This is a genomic window from Sorangiineae bacterium MSr11367 (assembly GCA_037157805.1).
Taxonomy (GTDB): Bacteria; Myxococcota_A; Polyangia; order Polyangiales; family Polyangiaceae; genus Pendulispora; species Pendulispora rubella.
In genome coordinates this window covers 4,521,584-4,543,423 of the sequence record CP089983.1, presented here as the reverse complement: position 1 = coordinate 4,543,423, position 21,840 = coordinate 4,521,584, and the positions used below count along the sequence as shown (strand labels likewise).

At 66.1% G+C, this 21,840-nt stretch carries 14 protein-coding genes; 1 reads left to right on the top strand and 13 read right to left on the bottom strand.

The window, feature by feature from the left end; all coding sequences use genetic code 11:
* Positions 1-8: 8 nt before the first annotated feature.
* The 9 genes from modA to LVJ94_18115 form a co-directional block, all read right to left on the bottom strand.
* Positions 9-890: a molybdate ABC transporter substrate-binding protein gene (modA, locus tag LVJ94_18155; protein ID WXB09145.1), complete on the bottom strand. Its 882-nt coding sequence runs from the start codon at positions 888-890 to the stop codon at positions 9-11.
* Positions 862-1,668, bottom strand: a complete 807-nt coding sequence (locus LVJ94_18150) for a hypothetical protein (GenBank protein WXB09144.1) — start codon at positions 1,666-1,668, stop codon at positions 862-864. Before LVJ94_18150 ends, modA begins: the two co-directional genes overlap by 29 nt.
* On the bottom strand, positions 1,665-2,498 hold the full coding sequence (locus tag LVJ94_18145) for a hypothetical protein (protein WXB09143.1): 834 nt from the start codon (positions 2,496-2,498) through the stop codon (positions 1,665-1,667). The genes LVJ94_18150 and LVJ94_18145 overlap by 4 nt, the downstream gene beginning before the upstream one ends.
* Positions 2,495-3,664, bottom strand: a complete 1,170-nt coding sequence (locus tag LVJ94_18140) for an energy-coupling factor transporter transmembrane protein EcfT (protein ID WXB09142.1) — start codon at positions 3,662-3,664, stop codon at positions 2,495-2,497. The genes LVJ94_18145 and LVJ94_18140 overlap by 4 nt, the downstream gene beginning before the upstream one ends.
* Before the next feature lie 64 nt (positions 3,665-3,728).
* Positions 3,729-4,247: a cytochrome c gene (locus LVJ94_18135; protein ID WXB09141.1), complete on the bottom strand. Its 519-nt coding sequence runs from the start codon at positions 4,245-4,247 to the stop codon at positions 3,729-3,731.
* A 4-nt stretch (positions 4,248-4,251) separates the two neighbouring features.
* Entirely contained in the window at positions 4,252-5,232 is a 981-nt protein-coding gene (locus tag LVJ94_18130) for a hypothetical protein (protein ID WXB09140.1), read from the bottom strand.
* A 1-nt stretch (position 5,233) separates the two neighbouring features.
* Positions 5,234-7,084 (bottom strand): hypothetical protein, encoded by a 1,851-nt coding sequence (locus tag LVJ94_18125; protein WXB09139.1) that lies wholly within the window; start codon positions 7,082-7,084, stop codon positions 5,234-5,236.
* 91 nt (positions 7,085-7,175) lie between these two features.
* On the bottom strand, positions 7,176-8,327 hold the full coding sequence (locus LVJ94_18120; GenBank protein WXB09138.1) for a hypothetical protein: 1,152 nt from the start codon (positions 8,325-8,327) through the stop codon (positions 7,176-7,178).
* 237 nt (positions 8,328-8,564) lie between these two features.
* On the bottom strand, positions 8,565-8,984 hold the full coding sequence (locus LVJ94_18115; protein WXB09137.1) for a hypothetical protein: 420 nt from the start codon (positions 8,982-8,984) through the stop codon (positions 8,565-8,567).
* A gap of 385 nt (positions 8,985-9,369) precedes the next feature.
* Between LVJ94_18115 and LVJ94_18110 the strand changes: the two genes are divergently transcribed.
* Positions 9,370-11,499, top strand: coding sequence for a TonB-dependent receptor (locus LVJ94_18110; protein ID WXB09136.1), 2,130 nt, complete (start codon positions 9,370-9,372; stop codon positions 11,497-11,499).
* A gap of 137 nt (positions 11,500-11,636) precedes the next feature.
* Here LVJ94_18110 and LVJ94_18105 read toward each other — a convergent pair whose 3' ends face one another.
* From LVJ94_18105 to LVJ94_18090, 4 genes are read right to left on the bottom strand one after another with little or no spacing between them, the layout of a single operon-like run.
* Positions 11,637-12,569 carry a hypothetical protein gene (locus LVJ94_18105; GenBank protein ID WXB09135.1) on the bottom strand — a complete coding sequence of 311 codons (933 nt, stop codon included), beginning with the start codon at positions 12,567-12,569 and terminating at the stop codon, positions 11,637-11,639.
* A gap of 7 nt (positions 12,570-12,576) precedes the next feature.
* The gene (locus LVJ94_18100) at positions 12,577-19,233 is read right to left on the bottom strand and encodes an SDR family NAD(P)-dependent oxidoreductase (protein ID WXB09134.1); all 6,657 of its coding nucleotides are present in this window, start codon (positions 19,231-19,233) and stop codon (positions 12,577-12,579) included.
* A complete protein-coding gene (locus LVJ94_18095; GenBank protein WXB09133.1) occupies positions 19,230-20,777 on the bottom strand; it encodes an NAD(P)/FAD-dependent oxidoreductase in 1,548 nt (515 codons plus the stop codon). Before LVJ94_18095 ends, LVJ94_18100 begins: the two co-directional genes overlap by 4 nt.
* On the bottom strand, positions 20,774-21,802 hold the full coding sequence (locus LVJ94_18090; GenBank protein ID WXB09132.1) for a fatty acid desaturase: 1,029 nt from the start codon (positions 21,800-21,802) through the stop codon (positions 20,774-20,776). The genes LVJ94_18095 and LVJ94_18090 overlap by 4 nt, the downstream gene beginning before the upstream one ends.
* Between the last annotated feature and the right edge of the window lie 38 nt (positions 21,803-21,840).

Genomic DNA, 21,840 nt, shown 5'->3' with positions numbered 1-21,840 from the left:
CTATTGTATCACGGGGCGGGCGATTCCCCCGGGAGCAGGAAACCGTAGCGCTTCATGATGGCGCGGCCCTCCTCGGAGGAAACGAAGTCGGCAAAGCCGCTGGCGTGTTTGCGCGGGCGCCCCTCTTCGCGCGAGCCGCCTTTGCACACGACGAGCTTTTGGTCGAGTGGCGTATGCAGGGCGGGATCGATGGGGACGTACACGCCTCCCTCGGCGCTTATAGCGAGGGAGAGCGCCACGATGGCCGCATCGGCGTTGCCGCTTTGGGCGAATTGGAAGGTCTGCTGGATGTTCTCGCCGTAGACGAGCTTTTTGGAGACGGCGTCCCAAGCCCCCATCGACGTGAGCGCCTCCTTGGCGGCGCGGCCGTACGGCGCATGATCGGGGTTGGCAATGGCGACCTTGGTGAAGCGACGCTCCTTGAGATCGGCCAAGGACTTCGGCGGCGCCAAGGCCCCTTTCTTCGTCCAGACCACAATGCGACCGCGCGCGTAGATCTCCTGCCCTTCCGGAAAGCACGCGCCACTCCTCACCGCTTCGTCGGCGAAGGCCTGGTTCGCCGCCGCGAACACATCGAACGGCGCCCCTTCGGCGATTTGCTTCGCCAGGAGCCCCGACGAGCCAAAGGAGAACACGACCTTCTTCTCGGTCTTGGCCTCGTACGCCTTGCCGACCTCCTCGAACGCCTTTGCCAGGTCCGCGGCGGCAGCGACCTTCAGTGGCCGTTCGTTTCCATGGTGCTCCTCCTCGGGCGCGGTCGCGTCCAGCGCGGGCGTGGCCGCCGTCGATTGCTGCTTGGCCGCATCTTGCTTACCTTGGCAGCCCGCTCCAACGAGTACGCCACCGGCTACGAGCAGCGCTTCAATCTTTGTAAATGATCGTGCCGACATTTTCTCCCTCGAGGGCGCGGGTCACCATACCCGGTTCGAGGCCGTTGATGATTTGGAGTTCGTGGCAGAATCGCGCGCGCGTCAAATATTCGATGACCACGCGCTCGAGGACCAGGTCGGCGAGATCGCGTTTCATGAGCTCGCGGGCGCCGATGTTGGGAATGTGGGAGGCGTTGGGGTTCTTCTTGGGGTCGTCGGTGAAGAGGCCGTCTTCGTCTTTGATGAAGATGGCCCGCTTGACGCCGAGGACTTCGGCGGAAAGGAAGACGCCGGCATCTGTGCGGTGTTGGGGGATGCGGCCATTTTCGGTGGGCTTCTCCCAATAGCCAAAGGGGGGCATCCCCGTCATGATGGGGATGCAGCCGAGTCGAAAGTAGAGGGGCAGCTTCTCGAAGTCATCGTGCAAGATGAAAATGCCGCCGTGCCGCGCGAGGAGCATCTGCAGCATGCGCGCATTCTGGCGCGGGACGTAGCCGCCGAGGGCGGCGAGAAGGCCGGTGGGCAGCTCGAGATCCGAGGCCACGGCGTAGATGTGGCGCGCCCGCGTGCCGCCTCCGCAACAGAGGAGAAGCTTGTGCCGATCTTTGGCCGCGGCGAGTTCATCCAGGATGGGAAAGAGAGCCTTTCGCCCGCGGTCCATGATGGATTGCCCGCCGACCTTGAGGACCTTGACGTCCGGCATGAGCGCCACCGGATCGTACGGGAGCGACGGCGCCTGGGTTTGCGTGAGCGGGGCGTTCGCCAGCGGAGAGTCGATGGTGCGTCGTTCGAGGCTCATTTTTCGATCACCGTTCCGCAAGGTTCGCCGGCGAGTGCGCGCGTGAGCTCCCCGCGCCGGAGGCCGTTGACGATTTGCACTTTGCGCACGTGGCGTGCGGTGCGCCACGCTTCGAAGAGCTGGCGGTCCAGAATGAGCTCCTGGGGCATGTTCGCCAGGAGCTCGTCCAGGCGGATGTGCGGAATGAAGCGGGCGTTCTCGTTGGACTTGGGATCGCGGTCGTAGAGGCCATCTTCGTCTTTGACGAAGATGATGCGCTCCATGCCGAGCACCTCGGCGTGGATGAAAAGGCCGAAGTCCGAGCCGTGCGCCGGGAGAGGGCCATTCTCCGGCGGGGGCTCCCAGAAGTGGTAGGGCGGAATGGAGATGACGATGGGGAGCATGCCGCCTTCGAGGTAAAGGGGCAGCTCCCAAAAGTGTTCGCGCTGCATGACGATGGAGCCATGTTTGGCCAGGAGCGCGTTCAGGAAGACGGCGTTGGCCTCCTCCATGGCGCCCACCAACTGGGCGATACCGCCGGTGGGAAGGCCGAGGTCCAATGCGATGGCCACGGTGTGCCGCACGCGGGTCCCGCCGCCGACGCCGAGAACGAGTTTGTGGTGCTTGCGGATGGCCGCGAGCTCGTTGGCCAGCGGAACGAGGGCCTCCTTGCCGCGATCGAAGATGGAGTGGCCGCCGAGCCCGACCAGGGTCACGTCGGGAAGGATTCGAAATTCGTGCTCGGAGGCCGTGGCAGCGACGGTGCGGCGGTCGACCAGCGATTCGCGCATCAACTTGGATGCGATATGGGTGCGGCCGTCGCCGGTTAGCAGGGCATTGAACGCTTTCATGAGAGGCTCTCCAGCGCGTTGACGAGGTGGTAGCTCACATAACCCGAGAGAATGCCGAATCCGGTGTGGATGACAAATCCGGGTACAAGCATCGCATAAGCTACCGCCGGCGCCTGCACGGCGAGGGTGATGCAAAAGATGGTGGCAAATCGCCCCGCACCGATGAACCCGCCCAGGGCAGACCATACGAAGCGACCGGGAGACGCCATGCGCATCACCCAGGGCACGAGCAGATCGCAAAGAATGCCCGGGGTGACGTGCTTGAGGATTTCGAAGATGCCATAGCGTCCGTCGCCCAAAAGGAAGGCGACGGTTCCCATGGTGAGGCCCGTCATCGTCGCACCGAAGCGCGATGTCGAGAGCACGGTGGCTGCGATGTAGAGCGGCGTCAGGATCACCAACTTATGGCCGGGCGCAAAGGGAATGCTTGGCAGAATCTTCAGTGCCTTCACCCCCAACATGGTGAGCGCCATGCCCGCGATCACTGCGACGTCACGCTGACCGGGTGCGTGCTCCTCGACGCGGCGGATCTGCCGCTCGATGCGCTGGGCAATCGGGCCCACCTCTCCGCGACCAATCCCTCGCACCGTCTCCCAAAACCCGCGCCATCCCGTGCCCGCGCCCGTGCCCCTGCCCCTGCCCCGTCCTCCGCCTCCGCCTCCCCCGCCGCCTCCGCCTCCCCCGCCTTGACCGAGGAGGGCGAGCACCGCGTCGATGGACGCGGCAATCGTCTTTTTCACCCCGAGCTTGCCCAACCCCGCAGCAATCGCGCGCCCATCCCCCGCGCGCGCCACCTGCGAGGCGAGGATCACGGCCACGACGCGCAGAAGCATCGCAGAGCCGATGAAGACACCGCCCACGTTGACCGCGAGCGAATGCCCAAACACCGGCACGTGCCTCCACGCGTCGGTCGCGGGATCGTCCGACGTGAGCGCATACGACACGAGAATGAACAGCGCAAAACCCCAGAGCTTCGTCACCTGCCGCACGAGCCTTCGCGGCGGAAGGCCGACGGCGAGCCACAACGCGGCCTGCGACCCTGCAAGGGCCGCAAGCCACGGGAGGCCCTTCACCGCGAAGGCCCCCACGGCGATGGCAACGAGGTACAGGACGCGCAGCCTTGGATCGATCACGCGCGTCGCCTTGCTCGAGTCGGCCGGTTCCATGCGGACGACTTCATGATGGAGCAGTTTTCGTTCCGCTGCCTGCGCAATCGTCGGGCCGAGCTATTCACCCCGCCTTGCGCTTGAGCGGCGGGCATACGCTCCCCGGTACCGTCTTTTTGACGGGCGGAAGCTTTCGCAGGTACGCGATGATGGCGTCGAGCTGCTCGTCGGTCAGATATTCGTAGTGCTCCATCTGTGGGCACAGATTCGAGCTGTCCCAACGGATGCCATTGCGAATGGCCAATCGCAGCTGACCGTCGGTCCAATTGCCCAACCCCGTTTCGGGATCGGGTGTGAGGTTCGGTGCGAAAAGCTCGATGTCCGGGGGATAGCCGAGTTTGTCCAACACGGCCACGCGCCCCGCCAGCGGGCTATCGCCTTCGTTGTGGCAATTGCCACAGCCCAATTGGTTGATCAGCCCCGCGCCCGGGGTCCCATCGTCGGGCACCTTGGCCAACGGATCCTTGGCCGAGATGTCCGGGCGCACGGGGCCACCCGAACCGTCGTCGCTCTTTCCGCAGCCCAGGGCCGAGAGCCCGAAGCTGGCGCATGCCAACAGCACGATCGCCGATGGGTTCATCATGGCATCACCGCGCATCCGCGCCTGCGTCCGCGGAAGGCGGCGGATTGGCCTGCCCGCAGCTGCCCGCCTTGTACTTTGCGATGGCGTCGTTCACGAACGCGTCAATCGCCGTCTTCATCTCCGGCTTGAGCGTGAACAGCGGGTGCGAGTACGGCTTGTCCTTGGCCGTGGCATCCGCCTTCGCTTGGATCGCGTTCGACGCCACGGGCTCGGTACCGTTCAAGCCGAGGTACTTGACGATGTACTTGACCGACTTGGTCTCCTGGAACGTGGACGTGTCCAGGTTGCTGCCCGCCGCCATGTAGAACCCGCCGTCGCCGCCCGTGTGGCAGGTGCGGCACTTGGCGTTATCGCAACCGGTGCAGTTGTTCCGATTCTCGCCCTGCCGCTTGGTGGTGGTCAAGTTCTGAAAGCCGATGGCCTTGAACTTCGCCTCGTCGAGGCAGCCGCCCATCTTCTCGAGGATGTTTTCCGGCGCCTGCTGACCACCGCGATCCGCGGCCTCCTGCGTGAGCCACTCTTGGACGGCCTGCGATTGCGCAGCATCGAGGGCGGGCGCCGCCCCGGAGGCGTGCGAGCCCTTGGTGAGGACGAGGCTATTGGGGACGATGAGCCCGCGCGCATCGAGTCCCTGGTACGAGGTGTTCGCGTCCGTGGTCAGGAACTTCGGCGCGCCCGCGGTGCCGTTCGCGTGGCACTCCACGCAGCGGCCAATCTTCGGGTACACGCTGGCATTGAAGGCCTTGTGCCCGGCCGATTCGACGCTTCCCGGGCCGCTCGGCGGTGGAGGAGGCTGATTCGGGATGCCGCCCCCACCGTTTCCACCGCCGTTGCCGGCGCCATTTCCGGCACCATTCCCGCCGCCGTTGCCGTTGCCAGCCCCGTTTCCACCTTCGTCACCGACCTCGAGGGTGCCCTGCGGACCTTGCGAGCATGCGGCGGCGAGTACGGCGGCCGCCAACGCCGAAAGTAGGTGCCGATTCATTTCACGACCCCCTCTTGCGGCGGATGACCAACAGCGCGCCGACCATGCCGAGGGCGAGAGCTCCGAGTCCTGTCGGCATCGTCGACGTGGCCCCCACCGAGCAACCGCCCGCACCCGCGTTCAAGTCGCCGCCCTTTTCGTCGTCCGGGCCATTGCCGAAGGGATCCGGCTCGGGCGAGTTCCCATCGCCGCTCGGGGCAGAAGGCACCACGACGGTGGGCGAAGGCCCATTCAGAATGTCCTTGGTCAGGGTGACGGGACCAGAGACCACCTTCAGCGTGGGCAACCAGGTCGTCGGCACCAGCGACAGAAACAGGCTGTCGCGGTTGGATGCGGTCACATCCTTCAGACCGGGGACGGCGGCCACGGTGAAAGTCGCAACCTCGGGCATGAAGCCATTCGCCTTGCCGAAACCCGGATTTTTCAGCCCGCCGATCCCGTTGATGAAGCCTGCCCCCTGATCCTGCGGGTTGCGCTTGCCGCGCGCCGGGAGGTTCGCCACGTCCGACATGATGGAGACCTCGGACAGCTTCGCCGGGTCGATCGCCCCGATTTTACCGTTCGCGGGATCGATCGGGATCGTCTGCATCAGGCCTTTGCCCGTGCCCGTCGACGAGCCGGCCATCACCGCCACCGCGGGCTGCCCTGCCCCGCCACCGTAGAGCGACCCGAAGGCGTGCGCGTGACGCTGGTACGGTGCGACGCGCTCCTTTTGATCGAGCTGCTGGAACTCGCCGCCGGCGGCCGGCACCTTCAAGGTCGTCAGCATCGACAAGTTCTCGCCGCCGGTGTGGCCGTTGCCCTTCACGCGGTTTTTTCGCGCGTTGGCGCTTTGCTGCCACTGAATGGCCACCACGTCATCGCTGATGAAGGCCACCGACGGCTGCACCGCATAGCGGTTGGCCCTGCGGTCCGACTTGGCGATGAGCGTGCTCGCCACGGCCTCGCCCTTGTCGGGATCGAAGAGCACGGCGCGCACGCCGATGTCGGCGGGCTGGCTGTTCGCTTCCACCGAGGTGATGACGCGCGTGCGGCGGTTCACCGTCGCTCCGGGCGGCTCGCACTCCACCTGCGGACGGCAGTGCTGCGCGTCCTCGACGATGCGCTTGAAGACGGGCACGGTGACCTTCGCGGCGCCATCGTCCTGCATCTTGACGTCGACGCGCATCGCGTACGCATTGGTGTTCTGGCGCTGCACACCCACCAGGAAGGACTCGCTACCGTCGGCGTTCTTTCCGAGCGGGCAAACGCTGTGCGGGCCGTACTGCTGCGCGTCGTTCTGTTTGGAGAGCTGAATCAAGTTTGCCGGCTTGTCCCCTTTGTCGCCGGGGATGACGCGGCCTTTGTCGGTGATGTTCAGCATGTTGCCCTTACGGTCGAAGACCCAGGCCACCGCTTGCGGGTTGGTCGGCACGACGCCGTTGTCCTCCGAGGCGAAGATGCTGATCATGAAATTCTCGCCCATGGCGGCGACCGGCCGCATGTACGTGCGTTCGCCAATGAGCGTCGGCAAATCGGTGGGCGGCTTGGTCACCTGAAGGCCATTTTCGGTGAGCTGGGCCAGGGCAAATGCGCCTTGCACGCCAGCCTTGCCGTCGGCGTGCACCGAGTTGGTCCACGTCATGAAGATGTTGCCGTTGGCGTCGGCCGCGGCACTCGTATCCATGACGCCAGCGCCGGTCTGCTTGCCGACGGGCTTGTTCGCGGGGCCGTTTGGTGAATCCTTGATGAGCATCGTGGCGGGGCGCAAAAGAACGGCGGGAGCCGCCTGGTCGGCTGCAGCAGTTCCTGCGGCCCCCGCCGCAAATGCGAATACGACGACTGCACCCACCCTTGAGCTCTTGAACGACATGAAAGCCTCCTCGCAGATCGACCTGCAACCCGATGCGGGGTTCCGGTATTTACTATTTCCTATTTGCGCCCCGCCGTTCGGGCGGGCCGCGTCAATTCTCGCGATCGTCTCGACGCGATTCGCGCGCCGCCACGGTGCCGTCTTGCGGCTCCGGGGATTCATCGACAATGGGCAATAGTTCGTGCGCACTCGCGGGCGTACTCTTGTGAATGTGCACCGCGGTCACCGTCGTATCGTGCGCCGTGACGGGGTCATCGCCTTCGACGGCTTTGGCCTGCATCTCCGCGGGAACGTGAACGCTCACGCGCCCGTGTTGATGCTTCGGCAAGGTAAAGAGGAGAGCGTTCTCGTGTTTCATCCAAGCGGCGCCGCCGGTGCGAGCGATGACCTCGTCGCCCGACACGAGCTCGATGGCCCGCGCCGAAGCGACGTTCGCACCGAGCGACGTCATGAATTTCGTCAGGGAAAACGTATGTTCCCCTGCCTCACTTTTGCCGACGACCATCGACTCCGGGATCTGCCGTCGTTTGACGTACCCCGCGAGGCGGCCATCGATGTAGACGCGCGTTCCCTTTGCGTTCTCGCCCGTCGAATACGGATCGTCCGCGGCGCAGACGTCCTCTGCCGGCTGGCGCTCGGCGCCATCGACCTTGGCCCCGGGCCGCAAATGGCAACTGTATTGCGGATCGATCGCGGGGCTCGGTTTGTCGACGTAGACCGAAAGGGCGCGGATTTCATGAACGACGCTCAGGTTTTTGAGCCCGGTGGTCGCCCAGCGCGTTTTGGCGTTGCCCGTGGTTTCGTCCAGAAAGTCGAAAATAAATCGCGCTTTGTCGGCGCGAAGTTCGTCGCCCTCGATGCTGGCCACGCGGTTCTGATTGCCCACGACATGAATGGATCGAACACGCTCGACGGGGACGCCAATCTCTTTGAGGTATTCGTCCACTCGGTAATACCGCGCCCCGCCCTTGGGGTGCTCGGGCGAGGTGTGCGGCTTCACGGTAGAGGGCAATTCGCCGTAACGAAGGACGGCCATTTGTTTTCCGTCGACCCAAACGGGAACATCGACGTTCCGCATTTTGCGTGAGCCATGCTGCGTGGCCGGCGGCTCGGCGGGCGCCGGGGCCTCCGTCGCATGGGCAACCGGTTTCGGCTTGGTCACCGTGAAGCTCGAGCGCTTGTTGCAGCCGAGAAGCGCCAGAGCACTCGCTGCACAAGCCCAGATCACGGTACGCCGATCCATGGTCCGTGGCGTGTGCACGCGATGTGCCGTCGTTGTTACACCGTGCGCGCCACGCGAAATTCGTAAGGCTTTCGTGACCGCATGCTATCCGCGCCAGCGCCTCACAGGTGAAGCTTTGCGCGATTTGGTGGAACATCGGTGTAACAAGATCCAGAGACTGGTTCATCGGTCCCCCAGGTGGACGTATTCGTGTTTCTTACGGATGGATCCGGCGCACCCCAGTGGGCCGGCAAAGGCTCAGGGCACCGAGCAGAGATCGTTGCCGCCGCATTTCTTGGTTTGTGGACAATCGGTATCTTGTGTCGTGACGGAGCAGTGGAGAGTGCAGCGCAGGCCTCCCTTCTTTGGAAAGTCGTGGCAAACATGCGGGACGGGGCAATCGCCCGGATCGCCTGCTTGTGCGCACGATTGCCCAAACGCGTCGCCACCACCTTTGTCGGGATTGGACGTAGTGGGTTTATCGGGTTTGGACGTAGAAGGTCCTTCGTCGTCGCTCCCGCAGGCCAGCAGAGCAAAGGGCATGATCAGCACGTAGAAGATTTGCTTTTTCATGCCCGTGCCGAAGCAAAAAGATATCCAGATGATGAGGCGCAGTTTTTGAAGTAACAATAGGAGATATGCGATGGCGCGATGCGATTGACTGGGTGGCGGCAGCACTTCTCGCGTGCATCGTCTCGTGCACGAGCCGCGATGAGCACACATGCTACCGAGGCGACTACCGCGCATGCGCATGCGACAATGGCCGAGGCGGTTTGGCGGCATGCCTCGAACAGGAGAATGACTATGGCGCCTGCGATTGCAGCGGCACCATTCCCGGACTCGCCACGGATGGCAGTGCGGAGGATGGCGGCACGGACGCCGGGCAAGACGCGGGCGGCAAATTGCCATTTCTACAACCGTGCGACGTGAACGAACAATGCGAAACGGGCCTGTGCTTTCCGTTCAACGCCAAAGGGCCTCATTGCAGCAAATCATGCAAAAGCGACGGAGAGTGTCCTGTCCCCTCACCCGGATGCAACAACATGCATGTCTGCAAGGTACCGTGAGAATCGCGTTCTTCTTCGGGTGCGCGCTGATTCTGGGGGCGCCCGCCGCGTTCGCGCAAACCGCACGCGCGAAGAACGACGACGTACCCGAGGTGCGGGTCATTGGCGACAAGGCCGATTCGCTGCAAAAGATCCCCGGCTCCGGCCATTTGGTGACCCAGACGGACCTCGACCGCGCCCAGCCGTACGATGCGGCGGAGATGCTGCAACGTGTTCCCGGTCTGACCGCGCGACAGGATTATGGCGCGGGGCTGCGCCTCGACATCGGCCTTCGCGGATTGGATCCCGGGCGCAGCCGGCGCGTGTTGATCCTCGAAGATGGGATTCCGGTGGCCATCAATCCGTATGCGGAGCCGGATCTCTATTATTCGCCGCCCATCGAGCGCATGCGCGGGCTGGAGGTGGTCAAGGGCAGCGGGAGCATTCTCTTTGGTCCGCAGACGGTGGGCGGTGTCATCAACTTTCTGACGGTGATGCCCCCCGACAAGCCGCACGCCATGGTGGACGCCGAGGGCGGCAGCTTTGGATACCGCCGCGGCATGCTGAGCTGGGGCGACTCCATCGGTTCGACCCGGTACATCGTGCAGGGCTTCTACAAAGAGGGAGACGGGTTGCGCGCCCAAGCCTTCAAATCGGTAGACGTCTTCGGCAAAGTGATATTTCAAACGTCGCCGAATGGACAGGCCACGTTGAAAATCGGTTTGCACGACGACCGCGCCGACTCGGACGATGTGGGGCTCACCCGGGCGATGTTCCAGATCGATCCACGGCGCACGACCTTGGCCCCGTATGACCATCTCGGGCTACGTCGTTACGATGTATCCCTGACGCACGAGCAGCGGTTTTCCAAGGATACGAAATTGAAAACGCTGCTGTACGCGTACACCACGTCGCGACTCTGGCGGCGCCAGGATTATGCGCGCACACCGCAGGCGGGGGTAGCCTACGACCATATCGTGGGCGATGTGGCCGTGCCCGGCGGTGCGATTTATTTCAAGCAGACGAATACCATTTTGGATCGGAGTTACGATGTGGCCGGCGTCGAGCCGCGGGTCGAGCACCGCGTTCGGACGGGGCCCGTGGCGCACACGTTCGACGTGGGCGCGCGTCTGTTGTTCGAGCGAGCGCACTACCAGCAGCGCGCGGGAGACTTTCCCACGTCGGAGGCCGGCGCGCTGATGAGCGAGGAGTTTCACTCCACGGGCGCGCTGTCGGCGTACGTGCAGGATCGGCTGGCCTTTCGCGAGGATCTTTTGGTGACGCCGGGCCTTCGCGTCGAGCATGCGGAATTTACACGGAGAACGACACGCCAGGGCACGGATCGCGATGTGAAGGGCGATAGCCGGGCGACGGCGGTGGTACCGGGAATCGGGATGATTTACGGATCGCGGCAGGCACACGTGTTCGGTGGACTGCACGTGGGGTTTGCGCCGCCGCGGGTCACGAGTTCGATCAGCCCCAAGGGGGAAGATTTGCAGCTCGATTCGGAGCGCAGCATCAATTACGAAGCCGGTGCGCGGTTCGTCGACAAAATCCGAAACCGATTCGAAATTACGGGCTTCTTGTCGAATTTTCAGAATCAGCTAATTTCGTCGAGCGAGGGCGGGGTCACCGAATTGATCAACGGCGGCACCACGCGTCACCTCGGGGTCGAGGCGGTGGGTTCGCTGGCGATGGGCAAGATGATGAAGCTTCCCGTCGAGCTGGACTGGGGCGCAAGGTACACCCTCGCGCGCGCGACCTTCGTGGGCGGTGCCTACGATGGGAATGCCCTGCCCTATGCACCGTTGCACACGTTCTCGACGAACCTCGACGTGGGCTATGCCGGCGTGATGGCCGAGGCGGCGTACAACTACGTCGATGCCATGTACACGGATCCCGCGAACACGGTTCCGGAAGACATCACCGGCCGCACCGGCCGCATCCCCGGCGCCCACCGGGTGGACTTCGCCGTGCGCTACAAGCACGCGCCCACGGGCCTTTCGGTGCGCTTCCTCGTGAAGAACGCGTTCGACGACGTGCACATCCTCGCGCGCCGGCCCGAGGGCATTTTCGCGGGAGGGTTCCGTCAATTCATCCTAGGGGTGCGCTGGGATTATGACGGCACGCGCCACACGGACGAATAGAGAGATTCACAGGAAGACGGGAAGACGGGAAGTTTTTTTGTTTCAATCGGCTCAGTGAGCCAACTGAAAACCCACAAGAAAAAGCGTTCCGTGGCTCGCGCGCAGGTTCCCTTCCCGTCTTCCTGTGAATCCAAATCTCAGTGCGTGAAGTTGGCTGAGCGGGACTTGGCCTCTTTGCGGAGGTCGGCGACGGCGGTGGCGCTCGAGGCTTTGACGCTGAAGGTGGTGCCGCCGGGGGTGTCTTTGGCGGTGACCGTGGTGTCCTTCAGGACGACGGGGCAGCGGCCGAAGCCGCCACCGCCGGTGCCCGAGCCCGTGTGGTGCACGCTGGCGGGATCTTGCTTGGAGGCTTCGACCAACGCTTTGGCGCGCTCGCGGATCTCTTTTTCCGTGTCGGCGTCTTTGGCTTTGGCGGCGACCACGGTGACGTCGACGCCGTCCTTGGTGTCTTTGACCGTCGTTTTCGTACCTTGGACGGCGCTCGGGCAATGGGCCATTTTGCCTTGGCCGGCGGACTCCGCACCCGGTTTGGCCAATTCGGCAAGGCGGTCGCGCGATTCGCGGCGCAGCCAGTCGAGCTCTTTGGGTTCGCTCGGCTTCACCGTGATGGCGCTGCCATTCTCGATGTCCGCGGCCGTGACCGCCGTGTTGCGCATCACCACCGGACAGCGGCCGAAGGCGCCGCCGCCCTCCCCGCTGCCCGTGTGCTTCACCTCTTGGGCGGCCTTGCTCGCCTGCTCCGTGAGGACCTTGGCGCGGGCGCGGATGTCGCTCACGGCCGCAGGATCCGTGGCCGTCACCTTGACGGTGACCGCGTCTTTGCCATCTTGAATCTCGGTTTTGGCCCCCGCCACACTGCTCGGGCAATGGGCCATGTTGCCGGATTTCGCCGGCGGCGACGCCGCTGTCGATGCGGAGGGCTCCGGCGCCGATGCGCTGGCCGCGCCCGATGCGGCAGATGCGCTGGCCGCGGGCGGTGGCTTGCTCTCGGATTCGCTTTTCTTGCAACCGCTGGAGAACGACACGAGCGCAAACGCCGCCCCCCATGCCCAAACGATGGTCGCTCGCATGAGACGACTATATCACTGCACGCCCTCGCGCGAGCAGCGCTGACGCGATCTGCGAGGCCGGTGGACCGCCGGCGACGGTCAGCGTAGGCAGCTTCATGCCGGTCGACTTTTCGAGCTCGGTGACGATCTCCAACGCAAGCGTGGAGTCCATTCCGAGATCGCGAAGCGGTACACCCGGGTCGAGCTCCGCCGCAGGTAGACGCATCACACCGGCGACACTGCCCACGACGAGCGACGTCATGTGCGAAAGCGCCGCCTCCTCGTCCAACCCGCCCATGGACGCGAAGAACACGCCGGCGCGACCGTTCGCCTGCCCCTCGGCGACCGCAGGCGCCGCTAGGGCGCCAAATCGTCGGGCGCCAGCGCGACCGTCCATCTGCGCGAGAAGCTTCGTCCAATCGACGTCGGCCACGGCCATCGGTTCGGGTGACGCATCGAGCATCGCTCCGAGCGCCGCGAGCGCGTCGTCCGTCGTGAGGCCGCGGATGCCCAAGCTCTCCAGATGCTTCGCCGTAGCGTCGTGGCGCGCGACCATACCCGCCTCGGCGAGCGCGCCCCATTGGATGCTCGTCGCGACCAGGCCGAGCTTGCGCCGATGGATTGCGAGCTGATCCAAAAAGGTATTCGCGGCCACGTAGTTGCCTTGGTGGGCATTTCCAACGAGGGCTGCCACCGACGAGAACAGCACGAAGAAGTCGAGCGCCGCGTGCTCGGTGGCAAGGTGCAGGTTCCACGCACCGCGGGCCTTCGCGGAGAGCACCCGATCGAGCGAACCGCGGTCCAGCGCGTCCAGTGGGCAGTCCTCGAGAACCGCGGCGGCATGCACGACACCTCGAAGCGGCGGCATCGACCGGCGAACGGTATCAACGACTTCCTGCACCTGCACCTGGGCACCGGCATCGGCTGCGAACACGCGAACCTCGGCTCCGCGCGCGCGAAGCTCGGTCAGCGCCAGCCGCGCACCGGGCGTGTCCTCGCCGCGACGCCCGACGAGTGCGAGGTGACGCGCGCCGTGCCCGACCAGCCAGCGTGCCACCTCCAACCCAAAGCCGCCGAGGCCACCGGTCACCAGGTAGCTCGCGCCCTCGGAGAAACGCGTACTTCGCGGGGCCGGCACCACGCGGAGATCGGGATCCTTCGGTTGGACGCATACCCGGCCGATGTGCTTGGACCGCGCCATCGTGTGAAAGGCATCGTCCACCCGACTCGCGGGGAACGACGTGGAGGGGAGCGGGCGAAAATCGCCTCGGGCGATGTGTTCGAGCACGGTGCGCGCGAGAACGCGGACCATGTCGGGCTTGGCCTCGAAGATGCGATCGAAGTCGATGGCCGCGTACAGAAGGTTCTCGTTGAAGGGGCGCAGCTGGAGGGCGGCATCCTGGTCGAAGCTCATTTTGCCGAGCTCGATGAAGCGTCCGAACGGCGCGAGGCACGCCAAGCTCTTCACCATGATCTCGCCGGGTGTGAAGTTGAGCACGACGTCGACACCGCGACCGCCGGTGATGGCGCGCACATCGTCGGCGAAACCGATGTCGCGCGATGGGCTGACGTGGGTGATGCCGCGCTCGCGCAGGTACCGACGCTTTTCGGGGGTGCCTGCGGTGGCGATGACCTCGGCCCCGAAGAAGCGGGCGACCTCGATGGCCGAGAGGCCGACGCCACCCGTGGCGCTGTGAACGAGCACGCGCTCACCCGGGCGGATGCGCGCGATGTCGACGAGGCCGTGGTGGACGGTCATGAGCGGCATGAGGCTCGAGCCTTCCTCGAAGCCGACGGAGTCGGGGAGCTTCACGACCCGGTTTTCCTCGAGGACCACGTGCGAGTTCAGGAAGTGCGGCGCCACGCCGTAGACCCGATCGCCGGGGGCGAACTCGGTGACGCCGGGGCCGATGCGCACGATGCGACCGGAGCCCTCCATGCCCATGGAGTCGCCGAAGTAGGTGTTCTCCTTGATGCGATCGGAAAGGAGGTCGAGCGCCTTCATGACGTCCTTGAAGCCGAGCGCCGAGACTTCCACCTCGATTTCCACCTCGCCGGGTCCCGGTGCCCGCCGCCCGTGGGCGACGAAGCCGAGGGAGTCGATGCGGCCTGGTTGAGCAAGGGCGATCGCGTAACCGCTGCCCTCGGCGGGGAGGATGCGCTCGGGCGGAGGCGGCAGCGGAGGCGCGCAGCCCCGCACGCGGACCGCGTACGCCTCGCCTCCGCGCAGGGCCAGCTCTTGCTCCTCGCCCAAGGTGCGCAACCACGCCGTCAGCGCGAGAGGATCGCTGGGCACGGACTCGAGATCGACGAGGGTGAGATGGAGATCGGGGCGCTCGGTCATCGCCGTGCGGGCGAGGCCGAGCAGCGGCGCCAGCGAGACATCGGGCGGGCCATCGCTTGGCAGGACGGCCTCGGCGCCGCGGGTCGCCACGTAATAGCGGACCACGCGGCCGTGCGCGATGCCGCGAAGCGTCTGCACCAGCGCCCCCGCGCGGTCGGCACCGCGGGCAACGGGATCTCGGCCGTCGGGAGGAAGGCTCGCGCAGGCGCGGAGATCGAGCACGCGGATCCCGGACGACGGGGTGAGCAGCTCGAGCTGGGGCAATTCCGGCACGCCGTCGTCGAGGACGATCCACAACGATGGATCGCGAGGCCCCGACTCGGAGACCGGCGCGACGCGTTCCCAGGTGCGCGCGTGGTAGAGCGAGGCCAGGTGCGCCCTTTCACGCGACGCCGTGGGCAGCATGCGGCAGGCGAGGCCGGTGATCTCGGCCACCACCGAGCCGTCCTCGCGCGCCAAGGTGACGTCCGCACGGAGTTGGCCCCGCCGTGGAGCGCCAAGCCGGCCGTAAGCCAGGAGACGGCGCCCCGGTGTGCCGGCAACGTGCACGCGATCGATGGCCACGGGCACGATGTCGTGTGCGCCATCCTCGTTCGGTGCCAGCGCCAGGACACTGTGAAGCGCCGCATCGAGCAACACGGGGTGCAGGTGGTAGCCGTCCTCGTTGAGGCCCTCGGGGAGCGAGAGCCACGCGAGCAACTCGTGCGTGCCGCGTTGCACGCGCTCGACGCCGCGAAACGCGGGGCCGTAGCGCAGGCCGCGCCGCGCGAGCGACGCGTACAGGTCCGACGCGGAGACGGCCTCGGGCAGCCGCGCGGCGAGTGTTTGGACATCGAGCGCAGGCGCCGCACGACCCGGGGAAAACAGCTTGCCACGGCTGCGCAGCGACTCGTCCTCGCCATGGATGGAGAAGCTCGCGGTCTCCGTCGAAAAGCGCAGCACGAGCCGCGGCACCTCGTCCTCGCGAAGGGGTGCCGCCGTGGGAAATTCGAGCTGCTCGATGGAGCACGATGGCTCGCCCGCGTGCATCGCGCGTGCAGCGAGCACCATCTCGATGTAGCCCGCAGCAGGAAAGACCACGGTGTCCGCCACGATGTGGTCCAAGAGGTACGGAGTGGCACCGAGGTTGAGCTCCGCGGTCCACGTGGGCACGGGCGCCTTCTCGTGGTGCGTGATCAGCGGGTGCCGCACGTCGACCTGCCGCTTGCGGCGCGTGCGGTCGCCCTCGTGCCAGAAGACCTTGCGGTTCCAGGCGTACGTGGGGATCGGCACGTACGGGCCCGGGCCGAAGTAGGCGCGGAACGACGGCGCATGCCCCGCCCCGTGCACGCGCGCGAGCGCGCGGGCCATCGTCTCGAGCTCGGGGGCCTTGCGCACCAGCGAGGCCGCCAGCTCGCCCTCGGCGCGGCTGCTCTGCAGCACGTCGCGCATCGAGGTGGCCAGCACCGGGTGCGGTCCCACCTCGACGAATGTGGTGTGCCCTGCGCGCACGGCCTGCTGGAACGCGCTGGCAAACCGAACCGCCTGCCGAACGTTGCGCCACCAGTAGCGACCGTCGAGCGGCTCGCCCTCGAGCCGCGCCCCCGTGACCGTCGAATAGAGCGGGATGGCCGCCTCCTTTGGCCGAAGCGCCTCGAGCGCGCTCGAAAGCGGCGCCTCGATCTCGTCCATGAGCGGACTGTGGTACGGCACGTCCACGCGCAGGGCGCGCTGGAAATGCCCGGCCGCCTCGAGATCGCGGGCGATGCGCGCGAGCTCCAGTTCGTCGCCGGCAAGGGTGACCGACTCCTCGCTGTTCACGGCGGCGATGGCCGCGCGCCCCAGCCAAGGGACCACCGCATCCTCGCTTAAGCCCACCGCGAGCATCCCTCCCCGCCCCGCGAGCCTCTGTTGCAGGCGGCTGCGATGGTACGCGACGCGCATGGCCTCGCGCACACCCAACGCGCCGCAGGCATAGGCTGCCCCCACCTCGCCCACGCTGTGCCCGAGCACGGCGTCGGGCACGACACCCCACTCCGCCCAAAGCCGGGTCAGCGCTATCTGCAACACCGCGTTCGCGGGCTGCGCCACCTCGGTGCGGTGCATGCGCGACGTTCCCTCGTCGCGGGCCATTTCTTCCCAGATCGACCAGCCCGAGACATCGCGAAACGCTTCGTCGCACTCCTTCACGGCACGGCGAAACGCCGGCTCGGCGGCGAAAAGCTCGCGCCCCATCCCCCACCACTGCGGTCCCATGCCGGTGTAGACGAAGAGCAGCCCGCCCGCCTCGGCGGCCCCGTGCTCCTCGAACGACGCCGCGCGCAGCGCCGGCACGAGCTCGGCGCCCGAGTGGGCACTCTGCGCCCATCGGTGCCGGAGGTGCTCGCGGTGGAGGGCCGCGCTTCGGCAAATGTCGGCGACCTCCGCGTCGTTTCGCGCCCGCTCGAGCCGATCGGCATAGCGCCCCGCGAGCTCGGCGAGGGACTCCTTCGACTTCGCACTGAGCGCCAAGAGGTGCGGCCTGCGCCGCTCCCCGACCTCCGCAACGGATACGCGTGCAGGCGCCTCCTCCAGCACCACGTGCGCGTTGCTTCCGCCGTACCCGAACGAGTTGACCCCGGCCACGCGCGGGGTGTCGCGCGCAGGAAGCGGCTCCGGCGTCCTGGGGATGCGCAGACCGAGATCGCCCAGCGGGATCTCCGGGTTGACCTCCCCCAGGTGCGGATGGTGCGGCACCACGCCGTGCTGCAAGCACAGCGCAGTTTTCAGCACACCCGTCACACCGGCCGCCGCCTCGAGGTGCCCCAGGTTCGTTTTCACCGATCCCAGAAGGCACGCCTCCGAATCGCCACGCGAGGCCCCCACGACGGTGCCGATCGCGCGCGCCTCGATGGGATCGCCCGCCGGCGTGCCCGTTCCGTGGGCTTCCACGTACACCACCGTGCGCGGATCGACCCCTGCGCCCGCGTAAGCTTCGCGCATCACCGCCATCTGCGCCTCGGCACTGGGCAGCGAGATACCGGCCGTGCGCCCATCCTGGTTCGTGGCCGTCCCGCGGATCACGGCATAGATGCGATGGCCCTCGCGCTCGGCCACGGAGAGCGGTTCGAGCAGGAGCACCGCCGCCCCCTCCCCGCGCACGTAGCCATCGGCTTTGGCGTCGAAGGCGTGGCAGCGCCCCGTCGGCGAGAGGAACTTCCCCTTGGCCATCGTCAGGTGCGTCTCGGGTACGGTGATCGCGTTCACGCCGGCGACCAGCGCCCGGTCGCTTTCCTTCGACCAGAGACTCTGGCAGGCGTAGTGCAGCGCCACCAAGGACGACGAGCACGCGGTGTCGATCGACACGCTGGGACCGCGCACGTCGTAGAAGTACGACAGCCGATTCGACAGCATGGTCAGCGTGCTGGCCGTGGCCGTGTGCGTGGACACGAGCTCGCGGTTGTCGGGGTTCGAGAAGACGAGCAAATTGTCCGTCATGAAGCCGCCCACGAAGACGCCGGTGCGGCTGCCGGCCACGGAGCTCGGCACCACGCCCGCGTCCTCGAACGCCTCCCACGATGTCTCGAGCAGCAGCCGCTGTTGCGGGTCCATGCTCACCGCCTCGCGCGGCGTGATGCCGAAGAACGCGGCATCGAAGGCGTGCAAGTCCGTTTCGAGCAGCCCCGCCTTGTGCACGTAGGCACGCCCCGGGCTTTTTCCGCTCGGATCGTGGTACATGCGCGGGTCCCAGCGGTCCGCGGGAATGTCCACGATGCCGTCGCGCCCATCCAAGAGCAGGCGGAACAGCGCCTCGGGATCGTGCGCGCCGCCCGGCAGACGGCAGCCGATGCCCACGATGGCGATGGGCTCGCGGTGCTCGATCCCGAACCGCGCGGCCGCTTCCCGCGCAAGCCGAGGGCGCGGGGGCACGGATCCCAACGCCGCGCGCACCACCTCGTCGGGCGGCACGGTGCCAGCGGCCCCGCGGAAGGTCACCTTCACGGAGCCGGAGCCTACGGCGGCGCCCGAGGCGCGGTGGAAGTCTTGCTGCAAATAGAACCAGCGCTCGTCCCAGGAGAGCACGCGGGTGTGAATCTCGTACGCCTCGAAAGGCCGCAGCGGCGCTTTGAAGTCGACGCACGCCGAGCCCACGGGCACCATCCACCGATTCTCCAGCGCGGGGCGCAGCAGGCCTGCGCGGATGACGTGCTCGATGCGCGCCAAGTCCATCATGGCGAGGTAGCGGCTGTTGGTCATGTGGCCGAACGGATCCAGATCGCCCGGGAGGACCCGCCATGTGGTCACGCTCGTCTCGAGCGGTGCAATGCGCGGCTTCGTCGCCGCGCGGCCGAGACTCCACAGCAAACGCCCATACAGATTCATGTCGACCCTCCTCGAAGAACGTCCCCCAGCACGTTGCGCCGGAGGATCACGGAGCTGGCGAGAACGCCGGACATGAGCGATGCGCCCACGCCGACGGTCACCACGTCTTGGCCCACGAAGAACAACCCTGGAACGGGGGAAGCCGACCGCAGCCATCGCGTGTGGAATCGCTGCGGCGAATGCTCGAAGCCGTACATGGCGCCGGCCGCGTGGCCGGTGAAATGCACCGTCGAAAGCGGGGTGGAAAGCTCCTGATGCAGAATGCGGCCCTTCACCCCAGGGAGCTCGCGGCACACGATGGCGAGCAAGCGCTCCGTGAGCCACGCCTTGTAGTCGATGTATTCACGCCCGCGTTTCGCCCATCGTGTTCCGCTCCAGCGCGCGAACGGCGCGAAGCTCGCCGGAACGATGGCCACCACCGTGGAAATGCCCGGGTGCCGGCGCTCCCAATCCGGATCCTTGGCCGACGGCGAGTTGATGTACACCAGCGGAAACGGCGCCTGCGGATTGCGCTCGAAGGCGCGCGTGGTCGCGTCATGATCGTAGCCGGCGTGCACCCAGAGGTTGCTCGAGCCGAGGCCGAGCTCCGACGCCGTGCCGGAGAGCCCGAGGTAGAGCGCGATGTGGCCCGTGGATGGCGGCGGACACGCGGAGCGCTCCGCGCGGGGCGAGACGGGAAGGAGCTGGTTCAAGGTGGTCTCCACACCGGCGTTGCTGACGATGCACGGCGCGAAGACCTCCAGGCCCGCCTCGGTGCGGACGCCGATGGCTTTTCCGTCCCGCACGAGGATGTTCGCGACGGGGGTCGACGTCCACACGTCGCCACCTACAGCCTCGATGACCGGCATGATGGTCGACGCGAGCCGCGAGGCGCCCCCCACCGGATAGCTCGCGCCCTCGAGGTAGTAGTCCGCCACGAGCGCGTGCATGCCGAAACTACTTCGCTCGGGCGGAAGACCGTAATTGCCCCATTGCCCGGTCAAGACGCCAATGAGCCGCTCGTTGCGCGTCCACGAGCGCAGCATGGAGAGCGTGGTCCGGCCGGCGTAACGTTGAAACGGGCGGCCGAGTACCGGATGCAGCAGCCACCCGAGCCACTTCGGGACGATGCGCTGGAGGAAAAATTTGTCCGCGGAACGTGCCGCACGGCGGACCGTGTCGAAGTACGACCCAATCGCGCGAGCCTCGCTGGGAAACGCGCGCGAGAGATCGTCCTTCAGTGTTTCGACGCCGGTGCGAAACTCGAAGCGCGCATCGTCGAAGATCATGCGGTCGTAGACCGGATCCATCGGTGCCCACGCGAGCTTGCCACCGGTCACGTAGTCGAAGGCACGGCGGAGCGGATGCTCGGGATCGTGCACCTGGCCCAGGTAATGAACCCCGACGTCCCATTCGAATTGGCGCCGCCGGAACGTGTGCGTGAGCCCGCCCGCCACGTAGTGCCGTTCCAGAACGAGCACCTTCTTGCCATGCCGCGCCAGCATGGCCGCCGTGCCCAGACCACCGATGCCCGAGCCAATGACGATGGCGTCGTATTTGGTCATCGCGCCCTCCCGCGTGCGAGCCGCACCAGCAGCGCGGGAAATCCGACGACGGGGCGCAAGAAGAACTGGCGCTTTTGCCGAGGGGTCAAAATGCGCCGCAAAAAGAAGTGCAACGCGAGCTGGTGGTACCAAGGCAATGCCGGCTCGAGGTGGTGCGAAAAATGGCAAGGCTGCCCCCACGGACCACCGCCGAGCAAAAGCCCCCAAAGCCCCAGGCCAAAATCGCGCGTGCCGTGAATGCGCTCGAGCGGCATGCCCAGGTGCTCGGTGCTTTCACGCAGGCGGTCGAAAACGAAACTGATCCACGTCCCGATGACGAGCAGCGAGATGACCGCGTACAGGACGCCGAAACGCCAGGTCATCGCGGAGAAGAACACCGCGAGGTGCAGTTTGGTGAGCACGGCCGAGATTTTCCGGCTCCGCGTGTGCTCCTGCGGACGCCACGGAAAGTAGTCCGAGTGGCTGAACACCGGCGCCATGGGCACGATGGCCAAGAGCAGCCTTCGCAGTCGCACATGGTTGGTGAACGAGCCGTCTTCCTCGGTACCGAGCCAGCGATGGTGCTTGAAATGGCTGGCCGCGTAGTAGTCCGGATCGGCGAGGAACAACCGGCACGCGTTGTTGGCAAGAACGCGCAGCACCCGCACGACGGGGCCGTTCCCCACGACGATGAGATCGTGCGCGGCGCCTTCGTGCACGCTGTACGTGACGATGCTGCACACGAGAAAGCCGTGGATGAAGCCGGTCGTGAGCGCCGCAAACACGATCCCGCTGCGCGTCGCGAGATCGAGCGGCAGCTGCCGCGGCAACTCCAAAAGGACATACGCATCGAAGGCGAAGAGAAACGCCAGAAGGCCGATCCCCACCGCGTTGTGCAGCCTTGGATGCGCGCGCCGCCATGCGATCCACTGCTTCGCCTTGGCGCGTACGAGTTGGCGCTGCGACGTCGAGAGGTACACGAAGCTCGGGAGGGTCGACGCTTGGTAAGCACGCGCCGCCTCCACGTCGGTGACGTGTGTCTTCACGGTTCTCGTTACTTACGCGCCGCAGCGCACGACGGCCC